Here is an 18,523-nt window from a genome sequence, read left to right as displayed (position 1 = left end):
CGCGTGATGAACCCTAAGCGCCGATCGCGATCTTCGGCTCGGCGTCGGCGTTGGCCTTCATTTCCTTCAGCGCGCGGCGGTACTCGACCGGCATCACCTTGCGGAATTTCGGCAGCCAGCTCTTCCAGTCGGCGAGGATCTCCGCCGCCTTCTTCGAACCGGTCAGCTTGGCGTGACGCGTGATCAGGACGTGCAGCCGCTCCACATCGGAGTCGAGCAGGTTCTGGAACACGTCGACCCGGCCATGCGCCTCGAGATCGCCGGAGTGGTGGTAGGTGTCGGCGTTGATCATCTCCTCCGACAGCACCGGCTCGAGCTCGACCATCGAAAGATTGCAGAGCTTGTCGAAGTCGCCGGCCTCGTCCAGCACATAGGCGATGCCGCCGGACATGCCGGCCGCGAAGTTGCGCCCGGTCTTGCCGAGCACCACGACAATGCCGCCGGTCATGTATTCGCAGCAATGATCGCCGGCGCCTTCGACGACCGCGACCGCGCCGGAGTTGCGCACCGCGAAGCGCTCGCCGGCGATGCCGCGGAAGTAGCACTCGCCCGCGATCGCGCCGTACATCACGGTGTTGCCGACGATGATCGACTCTTCCGGCACGATGCCGGAGATCTTCGGCGGCTTGACGATGATGCAGCCGCCCGAGAGGCCCTTGCCGACATAGTCGTTGCCTTCACCCTCGAGCTCGAAGGTGACGCCCTTGGCGAGCCAGGCGCCGAACGCCTGTCCCGCCGTGCCCTTCAGGCCGACATGGATGGTGTCGAGCGGAAGGCCGGCATGGCCGTAGATCTTGGCCACCGCGCCCGACAGCATCGCGCCGGCGGAGCGGTCGGTATTGTTGATCTCTTCCTCGATCTTGACCGGGGCGCCGCGATCGAGCGCGGCCTGCGCCTTCTCGATCAGCCGGCGGTCGAGCACGGCTTCCAGATGGTGGTTCTGGCTCTCCGAGTGATAGATCGTCTGGCCCTTCTCCTCCTTCTGCCGCACGAACAGCTTGGAGAAATCGAGGCCCTTGGCCTTCCAATGCGAGACCAGCGCGGTCTGGTCCAGCATCTGGACCTGGCCGACCATCTCGTCGAACGTCTTGTAGCCGAGCTGCGCCATGATCTCGCGGACTTCCTCGGCGACGAAGAAGAAGTAGTTGATGACGTGCTCGGGCTGGCCGGTGAAGCGCTTGCGCAGCACCGGATCCTGGGTCGCGACGCCGACCGGGCAGGTGTTGAGGTGGCACTTGCGCATCATGATGCAGCCCGCCGCGATCAGGGGGGCGGTGGCGAAGCCGAACTCGTCGGCCCCGAGCAGCGCGCCGATCACGACGTCACGGCCGGTGCGGAAGCCGCCGTCGACCTGGACCGCTATGCGGCTGCGCAGCTGCTGGCGCACCAGCGTCTGATGGGTCTCAGCAAGACCGATCTCCCACGGCGAGCCGGCATGCTTGATCGAGGTCAGCGGCGAGGCACCGGTGCCGCCCTCGAAGCCCGCGATGGTCACATGGTCGGCGCGCGCCTTGGCGACGCCTGCGGCAACCGTGCCGACGCCGACCTCCGACACCAGCTTCACCGAGACCTGGCCGTCCGGATTGACGTTCTTGAGGTCGTAGATCAGCTGAGCGAGGTCTTCGATCGAGTAGATGTCGTGATGCGGCGGCGGCGAGATCAGGCCGACGCCCGGCGTCGAATGCCGGACGCGGGCGATCGTCGCGTCGACCTTGTGGCCGGGCAGCTGGCCGCCTTCGCCGGGCTTGGCGCCCTGCGCCATCTTGATCTGCATCATGTCGGAGTTGACGAGGTATTCCGTCGTCACGCCGAACCGGCCCGAGGCGACCTGCTTGATCGCCGAGCGCATCGAGTCGCCGTTGGGCATCGGCTTGAAGCGATCGGACTCCTCGCCGCCTTCGCCGGTGTTCGACTTGCCGCCGATCCGGTTCATCGCGATCGCGAGCGTGGTGTGCGCCTCGCGCGAGATCGAGCCGAACGACATCGCGCCGGTCGAGAACCGCTTGACGATGTCCTTGGCCGGCTCGACATCCTCGAGCTTGATCGGCTTGCGCTTGTCGTCCTCGGCGCTCTTGATCCGGAACAGGCCGCGCAGCGTCAAGAGACGCTCGGACTGCTCGTTGAGGATCTTGGCGAACGCCCGGTAGCGCTCCTGCGAATTGCCGCGCACGGCATGCTGCAGCGTCGAGACCGATTCCGCGGTCCAGGCGTGGTCCTCGCCGCGGGTGCGGTAGGCATATTCGCCGCCGACATCGAGCGCGCCCTTGTAGATCTGGCCGTCACCGAAGGCGTCGGTGTGGCGCCGCACGGTCTCCTCGGCGATCTCACCGAGGCCGACGCCCTCGATCCTTGTGTGGGTGCCGGCGAAATACTTGGCGACGAAGTCCGCCTTCAGGCCGACCGCGTCGAAGATCTGCGCGCCGCAATAGGACTGGTAGGTCGAGATGCCCATCTTGGACATCACCTTGAGCAGGCCCTTGCCGATCGACTTGATGTAGCGCTTGACGATCTCGTAATCGTCGAGCGCGCCGGGCAGCCGGTCCTTCATCGCGAGGATGGTTTCGAACGCGAGATAGGGGTTGATCGCTTCGGCGCCGTAGCCGGCGAGGCAGGCGAAGTGATGCACCTCGCGCGGCTCACCGGATTCCACGACGAGGCCGACCGAGGTGCGCAGGCCGGTGCGGATCAGGTGATGATGCACGGCGGCGCAGGCCAGCAGCGACGGGATCGGAATCCGGTCGGTGCCGGTCATGCGGTCCGACAGGATGATGATGTTGATGCCCTCGCGCACCGCGCCCTCGGCGCGCGCGCAGAGCTCGTCGAGCACCTGCTCCATGCCTGCCGCACCGAACCCGGCGTGGAAGGTGGTGTCGAGCGTGCGCGACTTGAAGTGGGTCTCGGCGACGTCGGAGATCGAGCGGATCTTTTCCAGATCCGCGTCGGTCAGGATCGGCTGCCGCACCTCGAGGCGCTTGGTCGAGGCGACGCCCTGCAGGTCGAACAGGTTCGGCCGCGGCCCGATGATCGAGACGAGGCTCATGACGATTTCCTCGCGGATCGGATCGATCGGCGGGTTCGTCACCTGCGCGAAGTTCTGCTTGAAGTAGGTGAACAGCTGCTTCGGCCTGTCCGACAGCGCCGAGATCGGCGTGTCGTTGCCCATCGAGCCGGCGGCTTCCTCGCCGGTGGCCGCCATCGGCGTCATCAGGATCGCGATGTCTTCCTGGCTGTAGCCGAACGCCTGCTGCCGATCGAGCAGCGGCAGGTTGGAGCGCACGCCCTTGGCCGGCGCATCCGGCAGTTCCTCGAGCTGGATCTGGGTGCGATGCAGCCAGTCGCTGTAGGGATGGCTCTTGGCGAGGTCGGCCTTGATCTCGTCGTCGGGAATCAGGCGGCCCTGCTCGAGGTCGACGAGCAGCATCTTGCCGGGCTGCAGCCGCCACTTGGTGACGATCTGGTCCTCCGGAATCTTCAGCACGCCCATTTCGGACGCCATCACGATGCGGTCGTCCTTGGTGACGAGGTAGCGCGCCGGGCGCAGGCCGTTGCGATCGAGCGTCGCGCCGATCTTGCGGCCGTCAGTGAAGGCGATCGCGGCCGGGCCGTCCCACGGCTCCATCAGCGCGGCATGATATTCGTAGAACGCGCGGCGCTGCTCATCCATCAGGGGATTGCCGGCCCACGCTTCCGGAATCATCATCATCACGGCGTGCGGCAGCGAGTACCCGCCCTGCACCAGGAATTCGAGCGCGTTGTCGAAGCAGGCGGTGTCGCTCTGGCCTTCATAGGAGATCGGCCACAGGCGGCTGATGTCCTTGCCGTAGAGCTCCGAATGCACGGAAGCCTGCCGCGCCGCCATCCAGTTGACGTTGCCGCGCAGCGTGTTGATCTCGCCGTTATGGGCGATCATCCGGTACGGATGCGCCAGCGACCAGGTCGGGAAGGTGTTGGTCGAGAAGCGTTGATGCACCAGCGCCAGCGCGCTGTCGAAGTCGGCCTCATGCAGGTCGGGATAGTACTTGCCGAGCTGGTCGGCGAGGAACATGCCCTTGTAGATCACGGTGCGGCACGACAGCGAGCACGGATAGTAGCCCGCCATGCCGCGGTCGCGGCGCTGATAGATCGCCTGCGAGATCGACTTGCGCAGGATGTAGAGGTGGCGCTCGAAATCGTCCTCGGTCTTGGCCGCACCATTGCGGCCGATGAAGACCTGCATGTGGTAGGGCTCGGTCGGCTTCACGGTGACGCCGAGCGATGAATTGTCACTGGGCACGTCGCGCCAGCCGAGCAGCTTGAAGCCCTCGTTCTTGATCTCGTCGGCGACGATGCTCTTGATCACGTTCCGCCACGCGGCATCGCGCGGCATGAACAGCGCGCCGATGGCGTATTCGCCGGGCTGCGGCAGCTTGAAGCCGAGCTCCGCGGTCTTGCGCGCGAAGAAGGCGTGCGGGATCTGCACCAGGATGCCGGCGCCGTCACCGGCGCGCGGGTCGGCGCCGACGGCGCCCCGATGCTCGAGGTTGCACAGGATGTTCAGCGCGTCGGAGACGATCTGGTGCGACTTCTGGCCCTTGATGTTGGCGATGAAGCCGACGCCGCAGGAATCCTTTTCCAGGCTCGGATCAAACAGGCCTTCGGCTTCCGGGCGCCAAGTATGCAACTCACGCGCGGGCTCGGCGGCTTTCGAGTCCGCGGTCGCCGACAGCGTTCCTGCCACGATGTTTTCGCGCTCGAATTCCGACCCGCTCATGTGTCCTCTCCCTTTCGTAAGGGCCCCACCGTATTTGGCGCACCTTGGACGTTGCGGCACCCACCGGGCCACCGCTCGTCCGCCGCGAGCCGCATTTTCCTAAATTCAGACGACGGGCGTTTCAACGTCCCCTGAGGGACGGCCCTGCCTGCAGCATTCTCGGAGCTCGGGGCGCCGAGGTCTCGTTGCAATCCCTATGCCGGGATGGCCTCGAAATTGAGACAGCTTTACTGTCCTAACTTAGACCTTGCCAAATTTTTGTCTATCACACAAGCGCGAGGAAGTCCTCGCCCGCATGCTCGGATCGAACGGCTCGACGGGCATGTGGCGCCCCCGATTCGAAGCAAACACGCCGTGATCTGGCCCAAGGAGGGACCAAGGACCGCCGAATTTGAAACTGAAGTTTTGCCCCGGGCAAGCCGGCAAGAGAGCGGAAACGCTCCAGGGCGGGGCAGACAGGAGTTACGGCGATGAAGTTGTTCACAGGTTCGGTTGCTGCCGCCGCCCTCGCGCTCAGCGCAGCCTCGGCCGAGGCCCAGCTGGCGACGTCCGCCCGGATCGGCAGCCCGCTTCTGGTCAGGGTATCCGACATGGACGGGCCCTATGCCACCATGCCCGAGGTTCCGCCGCCGCCGCGCTTTGGCCGGGTCCCGAGCCTGTTGCCGCCGGTCGAGGTCTATACCGTGCTCCGCGAGAACGGCTATCTGCCGCTTGGCGCGCCCCGGCAGCGCGGGTTCGTCTACACGATCTCGGTGATCGACCAGGGCGGCGACGACGGCCGGCTGGTGATCGATGCCCGCGACGGCCACATCATCCGCTTCACGCCGGCCTCCCGGCTCGGCGACAATTACGAAGAGGAAATGAGCGCGACCGACGGTCCCGTCGGGCCGATGCCGCGGCCGATCCAGGCCCGGGTGCCGCGCCCGCCACTCCCGATCCCGCATGTTGCCAGCCGCGTGCCGGTGCCGAAGCGGAACCCGCTGGGGGCCAAGGCCCAGGTTCCGGCGGCGCAGGTTCCGGCGATCCAGACTCCGGCGATCCAGACTCCGGCGGCTGCCCAAGCGCCGGCGGCAGCCCAGGCTCCGGCCCCGGCGGCCCAGGCCGCCGTCCCGCAGGCGGCCACGCCGCAGCCTGCTCAGGCAGCCGCACCCGCGACGGCCGAGCAGGCCCCAGCCCCGAAGCCGGCCGAGGCCCAGGCTGCGCCGCAGCAGCCGGTCCAGCAAGCCGAGGCTCCGACCGTCGGTCAGGGTGCTCCGCCGCCGGCGCCCGCGCCCGCGATCCTGCCGACCCAGGCAATGCCCAAGGTGCAGGGATTGGAGTAGCGGTTACCGGCAACAAAAAACGCCCCGGTTTCCCGGGGCGTTTTCGCGATCAGCCAATATCTGCTGACGCGGGTTTGTTGCTCAGGCGGCGACCTTGCCGGCCGAGCCGTCAACGACCTGCGGAGCCTTCTCGCCGCCGCCGATCGGAATGCTGCGGGGCTTCTTGGCCTCGGGAATCTCGCGGACGAGATCGACGTGGAGCAGACCGTTCTCGAGCGAAGCGTTCTTCACCTGGACGAAGTCGGCAAGCTGGAAGACGCGCTCGAAGGCGCGGGAGGCGATGCCGCGATAGAGCACTTCGGAGCCGTTGCCGGAGTTCTCGTTGGCGGTCTTCTCGCCCTTGATCGTCAGCGTGTTCTCCTTCGCGACGATCGAAAGCTCGGCCTGCGAGAAGCCGGAGACCGCAACGCTGATCCGGTAAGCATTCTCGCCGGTGCGCTCGATGTTGTAGGGGGGATAGCCGGGGCTGCCGTCCGAGGTGACCTGATCGAGCAGGTTGAAGAGGCGGTCGAAGCCGACGGTGGAACGATAGAACGGAGTGAGGTCGTAGCTACGCATAGGAATAGTCCTCCATTGAGCGACTGTTTCAGTTACCCGCCCGCCATCGGGCCGGGCTTAGATGTGTGCAGCCTGATGTTTCGGTTCCGAAGCACTGGTAGCGGCCTGCACGGAGGTGATATGGGAGGGGTCACGTCGCGTTCAAGAGGCGGAAACCGCGTCGCATTTTTCGGCGCCGGCGTCCTTGATCTCCACCCTGTCTCACCACTCCGGTCCCCTTCATGACGCTCGTCTCGATTCCCGCCAACCCGGTTCCGGACGACGTTGTCAGTGGCACCATCAAGACACCAGAGGGGGCCGAGCTGCGCTTTGCGCGCTGGGCGCCGCCGCCCGGCCGCAAGGGCACGGTCTGCGTGTTCGGCGGGCGCGGCGAGATGATCGAAAAATATTTCGAGACCGTGCGTGATCTGCGCGACCGCGGCTTTGCGGTGGCGATGATCGACTGGCGCGGACAGGGCCACTCGTCGCGGCGGCTGCGCGATCCCCGCAAGGGCTATGTGCGCGACTTCGCCGACTACGAGGTCGACGTCGAGACCTTCGTGCAGCAGGTGGTGCTGCCGGATTGCCCGCCGCCCTATTTCGCGCTGGCGCATTCGATGGGCGGCGCGGTGATGCTGCGCCTCGCGCATGCCGGCAAGCGCTGGTTCGACCGCATGGTGCTGTCGGCGCCGATGATCGACCTGCCGCGCCGCCGCGTGTCGTTCTTCCCGAGCGCGCTGCTTCGGATCATGCGGCTGGCCGGGCAGGGCGGCCGCTATGTTCCCGGCGGCAGCGACGAACTGGTCGGCCTCGCGCCCTTCATCGGCAATCCCGTCACCAGCGATCCGGTGCGCCATGCCCGCAACGCGGCGATCCTGGAAGAAGACCCGACGCTCGGCATCGCGGCGCCGACGATCGCCTGGGCCGACACCGCGTTCACCGCGATGCGCACTTTCCGCGGCATGTCGTATCCGTCCGAAATCCGCCAGCCGATCCTGATGCTGGCGGCGAGCAATGACGAGGTGGTGTCGACGGCCGCGATCGAGGAGTTCGCCTATCACTTGCGCGCCGGCTCGCATCTCGTGATCGCCGGCTCCAAGCACGAAATCCTGCAGGAGCAGGACCGCTACCGCGGCCAATTCTGGGCGGCGTTCGACGCGTTCGTGCCGGGCACGCCGCTGTTCAAGTGAAACATGGCGTTTTCGAGCGAAGCGGATACCGGTTCGCGTGAAGAAAACGCGTCCAACAAAAATCTAGCGCTGTAGCAGCGCGACGATCCGGTCAGGAAAGTGCTTGTCCGCGAACAGCGTCCTGACCTCGGCGACGCTGAGATAGCGGTTCTTGCCTTCGCCCTTGCCCATGATGTCGAGCAGCACCGGCCACTCGCCGAGCATCAGGAGCGGATAGTAGCAGTGCAGGATGCCGTAGGACGGAGGATGCTCGTCCTTGGCGCGCTGGAAGTTCGCCGCCATGAAGGTCTTGATCTCGGCGGCCGACAGCCCGCGTTCGACGCTGCCGTCGGGTGCCTTGTAGTCGCTGCCGAAGGTCGCGAGCCGCGCGATCTCGTCCTCATGGACCACCGCGTGCTGGTCTAGGATGCGCGAGCCGGCGCCGTGCTTGTCGAGCGGGCCGTTGCGTAACGCGTCGAGAATGGCGCCCTGGAACAGGCTGCGCAGCTGGCTGAAAGGACCGAGGCCGTTGGCGATCTGCGCCACCATGAAGATCTTCGCCCGCGCGGTGAATCCCTCGAACCCGGTCTTGCCGGTTGCGCGCCCGATGGTGCCGGTCAGTTCAGGCAGCGGCACGATATGGCCGCCGACATAGTTGCCGGCGACGAGCGCCCGCAGGAACGGGCAGGGATTGTCAGGGGAAATCTGCGGGGCGGGCGCCTTGCTTGCAGCCGTATCGGACATCAAACCACATCCTGAAAAGCGTCAGCTTAAAAAGCATCCATTACCGGTGGATGAATTCGCTCAGGAGTCGACGGCGAATTTCGATGTGGACGCAACCAGAGCGAGTTTGCCGAACGGCAGGCCGGCTTTCAAGAGGCCGTCGCGATAATGCGCGATGTCGGCCGGGTTCTTCCAGTGGAAATTGCGCAAGTGACGCTCGACCGTCAGCTCGGGATGGTTGGCGAGCAGGGCCTCGGCCGCCTGCGCGGCCTCGTCGGCGCGGCCGAGCTGGGCGAGCGCTGCGGTGCGCACCGCAAGGCACTGCAGATGGTTCGGGTTCAGATACAGCCCCTCGCGCGACCACGACAGCGACGCGTCATATTGCCCGAGTAGATAATGGCTGAATGCGTTCAGCGCCGCCCATTGGTAGCGCGGGTCGCTGTTGCCGCGCTGGACCGCCGTCGAGAACAGATCGACCGCCTTGCGATGATCGCCGATCACCATGTGGCAGATTCCCAGCACGCCGCGCGCGCCCATGTCGTAGGGGTTGAGCTCGATCGCCCGCTTGATGGCGTCCATCGCGGCTTCGTAATGGCCCTGCATCGCGTGCAGATAGGCCAGCAGCGAAAACGCGAACGAGGAGCGCGGGTCGAGCCGCACGCTGCTCTCGGCCAGGCTGACCGACGAGGCCCACAATTCGCGCGTGCTCGGAATCCAGCCGAACTGGATGCTCTGGATCTGGATCAGCGCCAGATAGGCGCGCGCGATCGACAGCGCGGGGTCGAGCTCGATCGCTTCCTTGAACAGCGCGATCGCGGTTTCGCAATCGTCCTTGGTCTGCTGGTAATAGTGCGACAGCCCCTTCAGGAAGCGATCCCACGCCGTCAGTTCGGCGTTCGGCGAGCGCGCCGGTGCCGAGGCCTCGGCGCGATAGATCTCCTGCGCGACGGCGGCGGAGAGATTCGCGGTGATCTCGTCCTGCATCGCGAACAGGTCGCCCATGTCGCGGTCGTAGCGGCCGGTCCACAGCTGCTCGCCTTTCTCGGGCGCGATCAGCTCGGCGGAGACGCGGATCTTGTTGCCGGCGCGCCGTACCGAACCCTGGATCAGATAGGTCGCGTCGATCTCGCGCGCGATCAGCCGCGTCGAGACGTTCTTGCCCTTGTAGGCGAAGGTCGAGTTGCGGCTCAGCACGCGATAGAAGGATTGCAGCGACAGCGCGTGGATCAGGTCCTCGGTCAGGCCGTCCGAGAAATATTCGTCGGCGCCGCCGCTGAGATTGTCGAACGGCAGCACGCCGACGATTGCGGTCCGGTATTGCCCCGGCAGATGCGGGCCGTCGTCCGGAACCTGCTCCTGGGCATCGGACCCGGCCGGCGCCCAGGTCCAGACATTGACCGGCTCGGCGATGTTCTTGAAGCGGTGCGGGCCGGCGTCAACGAGGGTGACGGCAAGCCGCCGTCCCGCTTCGGTGCGGGCCTTGTCCGACACCGCGATGCCGCCCGGCGTTGCGACCGTCTCGAGACGGACCGCGATGTTGACGTCGTCGCCGAACACCTCGTCCTCGTCGGCCATGACGTCGCCCATGTGGACGCCCATCCGGAAGTGCATGGCGCGGTCGGCCGGCAGATGTTCGTTGCGCTCGGCCATCAGGGTCTGCATCGCGACGGCGGCCTCGATCGCGCCGATGATGCTCGGAAATTCCAGCAGGAAGCCATCGCCGGTGTTTTTGACGATTCGGCCGCCATGATTGAGGATGATCGGGTAAATCGCGCTGCGGTGCGCCTTGAACGAGGCATGCGTCCCCGCCTCGTCGGCACCCATCATGCGGGAATAGCCGGCGATGTCAGCGCAAAGAATGGCAGCGAGCCGTCTTTCCATGTCTCCTGTGCCCTGGAATGGCCACTTAGCCGAGGTGACCGAATCCGATACTTACAAGACAGGCCGGGTCCGGCGGAAGCCCGGTTTGCAGGCACCTATAATGCATAGTAGCAGGAATTGGCATGCGACCAACGGATCGTACAGTCGTTTCTCTACTGAATTCGTGTGTCGCTGGGATGGCGCAGGCTGGCTGATCATCCTTTCCGGGCGGTTACTTCCATAGGTTAATCTCACTGCCATGCTGGGAATTCACGAACTTTGGCTGTTTGTCCTGTCCGGCCTGCTGCTCAACGTCACACCGGGGCCGGATACCGCTTATATCATCGGGCGCACGATTCAGCTCGGATGGCGCGGCGGAGCCGCGGCGGCGATCGGAATCAGCTGCGGCTGCCTGGTTCATGTGCTGGGTGCGGCGATCGGGCTGTCGGCGCTGCTGATGGCCTCGTCGACCGCGTTCCTGGCCGTCAAGCTGGTCGGCGCGGCCTATCTGGTGCTGACCGGTCTGCAGATGCTGCTGGCGCGCGCCAAGCCAGTCGCTGACATCACGGGGCAGGGCGGCGAGACCTCGATCTCGCGCGTGTTCTGGCAGGGGGCGCTGACCAATATCCTCAACCCCAAGGTGGCGCTGTTCTTCCTGGCCTTCCTGCCGCAATTCGTGGCGGCCGATTCGCCGCACAAGACGCTCGCCTTCCTGGTGCTCGGGCTGATCTTCATCACCGGCGGCACGCTGTGGTGCCTTGGTCTTGCGGCCTTCGCGGCGCGGGCTGCCGGCCGCATCAGGCAATCGGCCGGCGTGATCGCCTGGATCAACCGCTCGCTCGGCGCGCTCTTCATCTATCTCGGCGTCCGCGTCGCGACGCTGGAGGCGCGCTAGCTCGCGCCTTGGCGCTCTGGCTTTGCCGCTCTAGCCGTGGATCTTGAGCAGTGCGCTGCCGGCGAGATAGATGCCGAGCAGGATCATCGCGATCAGGAACCAGCGGCGGAACACCTCGGGGTGCATCCGTGTGCGAACCGCCTGGCCGATGAACATGCCGGTGAACGACGCCGCCATCGCGACCGCGCCAGGCAGTGCGGTGGCTGCCGTCAGCAGGCCCGATGCCGTGAGGTTGAACGCGAGCGCCACGGTCGCAGTGGTGAAGAACACGCCGAGCGCCTGCACCAGTTCGTCCTTCTCCATGCCGATCGCCTGCATGAACGGCATCGAGGGGATGACCTGAACGCCGGTCGCCGCCGAGATCAGCCCGGTGATGACGCCGACGATGCCGCCGATCCATTTCTCGTCGCGCTGCGCGACCTTGAAGCTGAACCTGCTCAGGCCGACGATCGCGTAGATCACCAGCAGCACGCCCAGCACGACGGTGCCGTAGGCCGCGTATGGCCCGGTCAGCAGCCCGGCATTGATCCAGATCCCGGCCACGGTGCCGAGCATCAGCGGCCACAGCCGCTTGAGGATGTCGCGCAGATAGGGGCCGACGAAGGTCTGCCAGATATTGGTGACGATCGCCGGCACGATCACGATCGCGATCGCCTGGCCCGGCGCCATCGTGGTTGCGAGCAGCCCCATCGCGACCGTCGGCAGGCCGAGGCCGAGCGTCCCCTTGACGAAGCCGCCGAGCAGGAAGGCGAAAGCGATGAAGATCAGGAGATGGTCGACCATGGCGGCACATTGACCGATCGATGCGAACGGCACAATCTGGAGGTTACGGAGTTAGCCTTCGGGTAGTCCGAAGGTATGGGGCGGGAAACGTCATGCGGTTCGACCTGACCGACTTGCAATTGTTCATCGCGGTCTCCGATGCGCGCAGCATCACGCAGGGCGCGGCGCGCGCGAACCTTGCGCTGGCTTCGGCCAGCGAGCGGATCAAGGGCCTCGAGGAGGCGCTCGGCGTCGCACTGCTCAAGCGCGGCCGCCGCGGCGTCGAACTGACGGCAGCGGGCGAGAGCCTGCTCGGCCATGCCCGCATCGTGATTCACAATGTCGAGGCGCTGCAAAGCGATCTCGCCGCCTATGCCAGCGGCGTGCGCGCCAACGTGCTGCTGCTCGCCAACACCTCGGGCCTGTCGGAGCATCTGCCGCGCGCGCTCGCGGCCTTCCTGCACGAGCATCCCGACATCAGCGTCGACGTCGAGGAGCGTGAGAGCACCGATATCGCGACCGCGATCGCCAGCGGCGCCGCCGATCTCGGCTTCGCCGCGGAACACGCGCTGCCCGACAGCGTCGAGCGGTTCCTGTTCAGCGAGGACCGCCTGATGCTGGTGGCGTCGCGGCGCAGCGATCTCGGCGGCCGCCGCCAGATCGACTTCCAGGAGGTGGTCGGCCGTGATTTCGTCGGGCTCACGGCAACGTCCGCGCTGCAGGTTCATATCTCGCGGCACGCCGCAAAGCTCGGTGCGCGGCTGCGCTTCCGCGCGCGCCTGCGCGGCTTCGATGCGATCTGCCAGATGGTCGCCGCCGATGTCGGCATCGCCGTGATCCCGGAGACCGCGGCGCGGCGCTGCGCGGCGTCGATGCCGATCACGACGATTAGGATCCGCGACGCCTGGGCCAACCGCCGGCTGACGATCTGCGCGCGCAGCTTCAAGGCGCTGCCGCGCGCGGCCAAGCAGCTTGTGGACTATCTGCGCGCCGAAGCGCAGCGCTGACGGCTGGCTCATTTCGTCGTCACCACGCCGGCGTCCTGGATCACCTTCGCCCATTTCCTGATGTCGGCGGCGATGAAGTCGCGGAAATGCTCCGGCGTGTCACCGGCCAGCGTCAGACCCTGCTCGGCGAGCTTCTGCTTGACGATCGGATCGGCCATTGCCGCGGTGGCGAGCTGGTTCAGCCGGGCGAGGATCGCGGGCGGCGTGCGTGCGGGCGCGACCATGCCGTACCAGTTCTCGATGATCAGGTCCGGCATGCCGGCCTCGGCGGTGGTCGGCACGTCGGGTGCGGTCGGCGCGCGTTCGCGCCCACCGAGCGCGATCGGCCGCAGCGCGCCCGCCTTGATCTGCGGCAGGATCACCGGCAGGTCGAGGAAGGTCATCTGCACCTGCTGACCCAACAGGTCGTTCACCGCCGGCGCGGCGCCGCGATAGGGCACGTGCACGATGTCGATCTTGGCCGTCAGCTTGAACAATTCGCAGGCGAGATGCGGCAGGCTGCCGGGGCCGGAGGAGGCGAAGTTGAGCTTGCCCGGCTGCGCCCTGGCGAGCGCGACCAGTTCGTTCATGTTCCTCGCCGGCACGTTGGCGGCGACCACCAGCATCTCCGGCACGGTCGCGACCAGCGTCACCGGCGCGAGATCCTTCAGCGTGTCGTAGGCGACCCTCTCCATGCTGGGGCTGATCGCCAGCGCGCCCGCGCTCGCGATCGCCACCGTGTAGCCGTCGGGCGCCGCCTTCGCGACTGCGTCGGTGCCGAGCACGCCGCCCTGGCCGGCGCGGTTGTCGACGATGACGGGTTGCCTCGCGAGCTCCGAGACCTTCTGCCCGATCACCCGTGCGATGATGTCGTTCGGCCCGCCGGGCGGGAACGGCACGATCAGCCGGATCGGCTTGGTCGGGAAATCCTGGGCGAAAGCCGTGACGGGCGCGAGAAGCAGGAGAAGGGCTGCCAACAGCCTGCCGCGCATCGCCATGTCGCCCATCCCTGACTTTTCTGATTGCGGTCAGGATGGGCGCAGATCAGGCGCCCGGCAACTCAAGAATCAGGCCAGGAACTCAGGCGTTCAGCAGCTTCATCGCCGCTTCGTGCACGCGCGGGTCGCCGGCCGCGATGATCCGGCCGCCGCTTTGCGCCGGCTTGCCGTCCCAGGTGGTGACGACGCCGCCGGCGCCGGTGATGATCGGGATCAGGCCGGCAATGTCGTAAGGCTTTAGCTCGGTCTCGACCACGAGGTCGAGATGACCCGCGGCGAGCATGCAATAGGAGTAGCAGTCGCCGCCATAGCGCGACAGGCGCGCTGTGTTCTCGATGCGGCCGAAGCGGGCGCGGTCATCCGGATTCATCAGCAGCGGGCTCGTGGTGAAGACGGTCGCCTCCTTCAGCGAGGCGCAGCGCCGCACCGAGAGCCGCCGTTCACCCGACGGGCCGGAGTAGTGCGCCGAGCCGTTGTCGCCGGAGAAGCGCTCGCCGATATAGGGCTGGTGCATCATGCCGAATACCGGCGTACCTTTGTGCAGCAGCGCGATCAGCGTGCCCCAGATCGGAAAGCCGGCGATGAAGGATTTCGTGCCGTCGATCGGATCGAGCACCCAGACATAGTCGGCGTCCTCGCGCTCATTGCCGAACTCCTCGCCGACGATGCCGTGTTGGGGGAAGTTCGACTTGATCAGCCGCCGCATCACGGCTTCCGCCGCCCGGTCGGCCTCGGTGACCGGATCGAAATCGTTCGAGCTCTTGTTGTCGACCGAGAGCGAGGTGCGGAAGAAGGGCAGGATGGTTTCGCCGGATGCGGTCGCAAGGCGGCCGATGAAGGCGGTAAAGTCGATGACCGTCACGGCATGTCCCTGAACTGCGCAAACGACGCGGTAGAAATCGGATGCGGTCTTGCCTAGCTCAATCCGGCGCGGCGCGCACGATTAACGGAGTGTTATCCAGCCCGATGACGCGGTTCCGGACTTTCGATTTGGCTTCGGATTCGAAAGCGCCCCGGGTCCCGGCCTCGATCACGAAGTTGCGAATTCTGGTATACAAGCTATGCGCAAAGCGCCGACCGCTCGGGGCTTTCCTTGTAAGATATTGATCCTACATACGGAAAGCCGCTCCTGCCGGCCTGTTGCAGTTTCGCCAGACTTTCCAACATTACCCAAGAAATGTTTCGAAAGTTCTTGCGTTTTGTGCAGCGCGGTCGCATATTGTTGCGGTGCGGTAGCGCCTCGCGCTATCGCTGCCCTCCTTGGGCGTTTCCTCCCTAGACTTGGGCCGCTTGTTCATTCAAGCGGCCCTTTTTTCTTGGGCCGTCGTTTTCGCAAGTGAACTGAGAATCCAGTTCTGCGCTTATCGCGCCGCCAACTTGAATTCCTGGTTCATGACTTCGTCGGGATCGCAGTGCCCGACGAAGGATTGATTACTCCGCTGCCGCCTGGAACGGGCCGAGATCGCCGAACGGGATTTTCGCCAGCGCATCCGCCAGGGTCGCAAAGTCGGCGGCCACCTGCGCGAAGCGCGGGCCGCGCTCGCGGCGGCGCTCATCCATATAGACCGCGCGGTTGAGCTCGATCTGCACGGTGTGCAGGCCGCTCGCCGGATTGCCGTAATGCTCGGTGATGAAGCCACCGGCATAGGGCTTGTTGCGGCCGATCGAATAGCCGAGCGAGCTCATGATCTCCTCGACGAGGTCGGGCAATAGCGCCGCACAGCTCGTGCCGTAGCGGTCGCCGATCACGACGTCGGGCCGGCGCGGCTCGTCGCGCGACACGCCGACCGACGGCATCGAATGGCAGTCGACCACGATCACGGCGCCGAACGCCTGGTGTGCCTTGTTGATCAGCCGGCGCAGCGCGCGGTGATAGGGCTTGTAGAGCACCTCGATCCGGCGCAGCGCATCGTCGACATCGAGCCGCTCGCGATAGATCTCCTGGCCGTCGCCGACCACGCGCGGGATGGTGCCGAGCCCGCCGGCCACCCGCATCGAACGCGTATTGGCAAAGCTCGGCAGCCGCCCGGTGAACATGCGCGGGTCGAGCTCGTAGGGCTCGCGGTTCACGTCGACATAGGAGCGCGGGAAGTTGACCCGCACGATCGGAAAGCCGCGATCGCTGAGGCCGGCGATCAGCTCGTCCATGAAAGAGTCTTCGGAGCGGCGCAGCGACACCACATCGATTCGCGACGCGTCGAGGAATTCGGCCGGATAGACCGAGCCCGAATGCGGGGAATTGAAGATGATCGGCGCGCGCCAGGCCTGCGGCTCAACGATCTCGAACGGGGGCGACAACTCGCCAGCAAATTCGGTCATTCCCTTGGCGCCGTCCCTTGCGTCCGCCTCGCCCCGCAGCAACTGAGTCTGCCGGAAAAGCGGAGATTTATGGGCACGCATTGTCGGTAATCGCGATCATTCTGCCAAGTGAAAAGAGTGTGGTTTCAGCTGGAACGCGTCTTAAAAGCAGCAAATGCGGCACCCGGTTGATTCGATGTCCGGTTCGGTTCACAAATGGGTGGCGCGCATTTGCCGCTGGCTTGACGCAAATTTCACCCGAAATTTACCGTCTGTCGGGCTTACTGTTCGGACTGCTCCTCAAGCCGGATTCGACGATTCCTGCCATGCCGAAAATACTTCTCGCCGAAGACGACACCGATATGCGCCGCTTCCTGGTCAAGGCGCTCGAAAACGCGGGTTTCAAGGTCTCGCCGCACGACAACGGCATGTCGGCCTACCAGCGGCTGCGCGAGGAGCCGTTCGAAATGCTGCTCACCGACATCGTGATGCCCGAGATGGACGGCATCGAGCTGGCGCGCCGTGCCTCGGAACTCGATCCCGATATCAAGATCATGTTCATCACCGGCTTTGCCGCGGTGGCCCTCAATTCCGATTCGGAGGCGCCGAAAAACGCCAAGGTGCTGGCCAAGCCCGTGCACCTCAGGGAATTGGTCAGCGAAGTGAACAAGTTGCTGGCGGCCTGATTCGCCAAAAAACCTTCACTTTGTATCCTTGCCTGCCCCGCCGCCGTCCGTTATAGGGACCCGATCCAAATACGCTTTGGGTGCGTAGCTCAGCGGGAGAGCACTACCTTGACATGGTAGGGGTCACAGGTTCGATCCCTGTCGCACCCACCACGCTTCGCCCTGACGGGCTTCGCGTGGCGCAGCTACGCGGAGACCTTCAGGTCGAAGCGTGTCCGGCGTAGCTTGAACGTAGTGAAAGCGAAGACGGACGCCGGCGCCGAAGCCCAACGGGCGGAGGCGGGCCCTTGGCCGCGAGCTGCGGCTCGGCAAGCCGTTTCTTGATACCTCCATAAATCTCTCGACCCGTCATTGCGAGAAGCGAAGCGACGAAGCAATCCATCGCTCCAAGTTCTCGATGTCATCACTCGCGAAGGCGGGTGGTCCGGTATTCCAGAGACGCCGGTGCTTGAACCGAGAAGCCGCGGCATAGTGGATGCCCCCACGCACGGGCATGACACCAAGGAGAGTGAGAGCGCGCGGCTCTTTCCACGAGTCGTCCCTGCGAAAGTGTTCAGTCCCGTGAGTTTAGCAACGGCCTGGATCGGGGCCTGGTAGCCGAGGCATTTGAGGCGAGTCCGGTTGTAGTCGTGGACGAACTTGGCGATGAAGGCGTCGCGATCGGCATGGTCGATGAAGGTCCGCCGGGCGCTGCCGCGCTTTTGTTCGCGGCCAATGGCTTCGTTGAAGCGTTCGACGAGGCCGTTGGTCTGCGGGTGGTAAGGCTTGGTCAGGCGACGCTGGATGCCGCACTGTCGGCAGAGCCGATCAAAGGGGTGGTCGCCGGAAGGTTTCCCGGGCGGCTTGTTCTTCTTGTCGACAGCGAAGCGGTCGGTGAACTCCGCGCCATTGTCGGTCAGGATGGTGTGAACCTGGTGCGGGAAGTCGGCCAGGAAGCGCTCGAGGAAGCCGGTCGCGGTGGCCCCGTCCCGCCTGGAATGGATCTCGACAAAGACGTAGCGGGTGGCGCGGTCGATGGCGACGAAGGCATAGCTGGTGCGGCGCTGCAGGGACGGCAGATACTTCACGTCGATATGGATGAAGCCGATGCTGGCGGTCTCGAAGATGCCGGCCTTGGGTTTGTCAGGCTTGGCGAGCGCTGCAGGCAGCGGTGAATGGCGCTGCGGGACAGCTTGGCATTGATGCATCGCTGCATCACCTCGACGATGTCATCCCGCGGCAACTGCAGCGACGTCCGCAGCTCGCAAACCGCCCTTTCTTCGACAGCCGACAGGCTGGTCACCAGGTTCTTCGGCCGGTGCGAGCGATCTTCGACCGTCGTGCGGTCGCGCCAACGATAGATCGTGGTCTCGCTGACCCCCAGTTCCGTCGCCAATTCGGCAACCGACTTCCGGCTGCGCTGGATATAGGCGCGCGTCTTCGGCGTCGTCGTGGCGTTCGCGTGCAGGCTCAGTTCCATGACCCGAGGTGCTCCCTGACAAAGGCCACGCCTCGTTCTACACCGATTCCATCAAACCAATCAGCAGGGACCAAACAC

At 65.4% G+C, this 18,523-nt stretch carries 15 protein-coding genes and 1 tRNA gene; 6 read left to right on the top strand and 10 right to left on the bottom strand.

Annotated features, from left to right (window positions below; all coding sequences use genetic code 11):
- Nucleotides 1-13: 13 nt before the first annotated feature.
- Entirely contained in the window at nucleotides 14-4,750 is a 4,737-nt protein-coding gene (gltB, locus tag J6525_RS37275; RefSeq protein WP_225648368.1) for a glutamate synthase large subunit, read from the bottom strand.
- Nucleotides 4,751-5,220: 470 nt separating this feature from the next.
- Here gltB and J6525_RS37270 point away from each other — a divergent pair, with 470 nt between their 5' ends.
- Complete coding sequence (locus tag J6525_RS37270) at nucleotides 5,221-6,072, top strand: hypothetical protein (protein ID WP_225648367.1); 852 nt, start codon at nucleotides 5,221-5,223, stop codon at nucleotides 6,070-6,072.
- Nucleotides 6,073-6,153: 81 nt separating this feature from the next.
- On the opposite strand, the gene J6525_RS37265 is transcribed toward J6525_RS37270, so the two are convergent.
- Complete coding sequence (locus J6525_RS37265; RefSeq protein ID WP_028341344.1) at nucleotides 6,154-6,630, bottom strand: Hsp20 family protein; 477 nt, start codon at nucleotides 6,628-6,630, stop codon at nucleotides 6,154-6,156.
- Nucleotides 6,631-6,851: 221 nt separating this feature from the next.
- Between J6525_RS37265 and J6525_RS37260 the strand changes: the two genes are divergently transcribed.
- Nucleotides 6,852-7,799 (top strand): alpha/beta fold hydrolase, encoded by a 948-nt coding sequence (locus tag J6525_RS37260; RefSeq protein ID WP_225648366.1) that lies wholly within the window; start codon nucleotides 6,852-6,854, stop codon nucleotides 7,797-7,799.
- A gap of 63 nt (nucleotides 7,800-7,862) precedes the next feature.
- Here the strand turns inward: J6525_RS37260 and J6525_RS37255 are convergent, their stop codons facing one another.
- Nucleotides 7,863-8,522 (bottom strand): hypothetical protein, encoded by a 660-nt coding sequence (locus J6525_RS37255; protein ID WP_225648365.1) that lies wholly within the window; start codon nucleotides 8,520-8,522, stop codon nucleotides 7,863-7,865.
- A 60-nt stretch (nucleotides 8,523-8,582) separates the two neighbouring features.
- Nucleotides 8,583-10,382: an adenylate/guanylate cyclase domain-containing protein gene (locus tag J6525_RS37250; RefSeq protein ID WP_057016253.1), complete on the bottom strand. Its 1,800-nt coding sequence runs from the start codon at nucleotides 10,380-10,382 to the stop codon at nucleotides 8,583-8,585.
- Between the two features lie 238 nt (nucleotides 10,383-10,620).
- Between J6525_RS37250 and J6525_RS37245 the strand changes: the two genes are divergently transcribed.
- Entirely contained in the window at nucleotides 10,621-11,256 is a 636-nt protein-coding gene (locus J6525_RS37245; RefSeq protein ID WP_225648364.1) for a LysE family translocator, read from the top strand.
- A gap of 30 nt (nucleotides 11,257-11,286) precedes the next feature.
- On the opposite strand, the gene J6525_RS37240 is transcribed toward J6525_RS37245, so the two are convergent.
- Nucleotides 11,287-12,039, bottom strand: a complete 753-nt coding sequence (locus J6525_RS37240) for a sulfite exporter TauE/SafE family protein (RefSeq protein WP_225648363.1) — start codon at nucleotides 12,037-12,039, stop codon at nucleotides 11,287-11,289.
- 92 nt (nucleotides 12,040-12,131) lie between these two features.
- On the opposite strand from J6525_RS37240, the gene J6525_RS37235 reads away from it, so the two are divergent.
- A complete protein-coding gene (locus tag J6525_RS37235; RefSeq protein ID WP_018269712.1) occupies nucleotides 12,132-13,025 on the top strand; it encodes a LysR family transcriptional regulator in 894 nt (297 codons plus the stop codon).
- Nucleotides 13,026-13,033: 8 nt separating this feature from the next.
- Here J6525_RS37235 and J6525_RS37230 read toward each other — a convergent pair whose 3' ends face one another.
- The 3 genes from J6525_RS37230 to J6525_RS37220 form a co-directional block, all read right to left on the bottom strand.
- Entirely contained in the window at nucleotides 13,034-14,011 is a 978-nt protein-coding gene (locus J6525_RS37230) for a tripartite tricarboxylate transporter substrate binding protein (RefSeq protein ID WP_225648362.1), read from the bottom strand.
- A 73-nt stretch (nucleotides 14,012-14,084) separates the two neighbouring features.
- Nucleotides 14,085-14,864 carry a histidinol-phosphatase gene (gene hisN / locus J6525_RS37225; RefSeq protein WP_225648361.1) on the bottom strand — a complete coding sequence of 260 codons (780 nt, stop codon included), beginning with the start codon at nucleotides 14,862-14,864 and terminating at the stop codon, nucleotides 14,085-14,087.
- 569 nt (nucleotides 14,865-15,433) lie between these two features.
- Nucleotides 15,434-16,321, bottom strand: a complete 888-nt coding sequence (locus tag J6525_RS37220) for an N-formylglutamate amidohydrolase (RefSeq protein WP_225648360.1) — start codon at nucleotides 16,319-16,321, stop codon at nucleotides 15,434-15,436.
- A gap of 305 nt (nucleotides 16,322-16,626) precedes the next feature.
- On the opposite strand from J6525_RS37220, the gene cpdR reads away from it, so the two are divergent.
- On the top strand, nucleotides 16,627-16,986 hold the full coding sequence (gene cpdR / locus J6525_RS37215; protein WP_016843340.1) for a cell cycle two-component system response regulator CpdR: 360 nt from the start codon (nucleotides 16,627-16,629) through the stop codon (nucleotides 16,984-16,986).
- A gap of 78 nt (nucleotides 16,987-17,064) precedes the next feature.
- Nucleotides 17,065-17,139 (top strand) — tRNA-Val (locus J6525_RS37210).
- A 32-nt stretch (nucleotides 17,140-17,171) separates the two neighbouring features.
- Here J6525_RS37210 and J6525_RS37205 read toward each other — a convergent pair.
- Both J6525_RS37205 and J6525_RS37200 read right to left on the bottom strand, forming a co-directional pair.
- A complete protein-coding gene (locus J6525_RS37205; RefSeq protein WP_312010031.1) occupies nucleotides 17,172-18,053 on the bottom strand; it encodes a DDE-type integrase/transposase/recombinase in 882 nt (293 codons plus the stop codon).
- Nucleotides 18,050-18,445, bottom strand: a complete 396-nt coding sequence (locus tag J6525_RS37200) for a helix-turn-helix domain-containing protein (protein ID WP_225648359.1) — start codon at nucleotides 18,443-18,445, stop codon at nucleotides 18,050-18,052. Before J6525_RS37200 ends, J6525_RS37205 begins: the two co-directional genes overlap by 4 nt.
- Nucleotides 18,446-18,523: the final 78 nt, after the last annotated feature.

This window comes from Bradyrhizobium australafricanum (assembly GCF_020329495.1).
GTDB lineage: Bacteria > Pseudomonadota > Alphaproteobacteria > Rhizobiales > Xanthobacteraceae > Bradyrhizobium > Bradyrhizobium australafricanum.
This window is presented reverse-complemented; position numbering and strand designations above follow the sequence as displayed.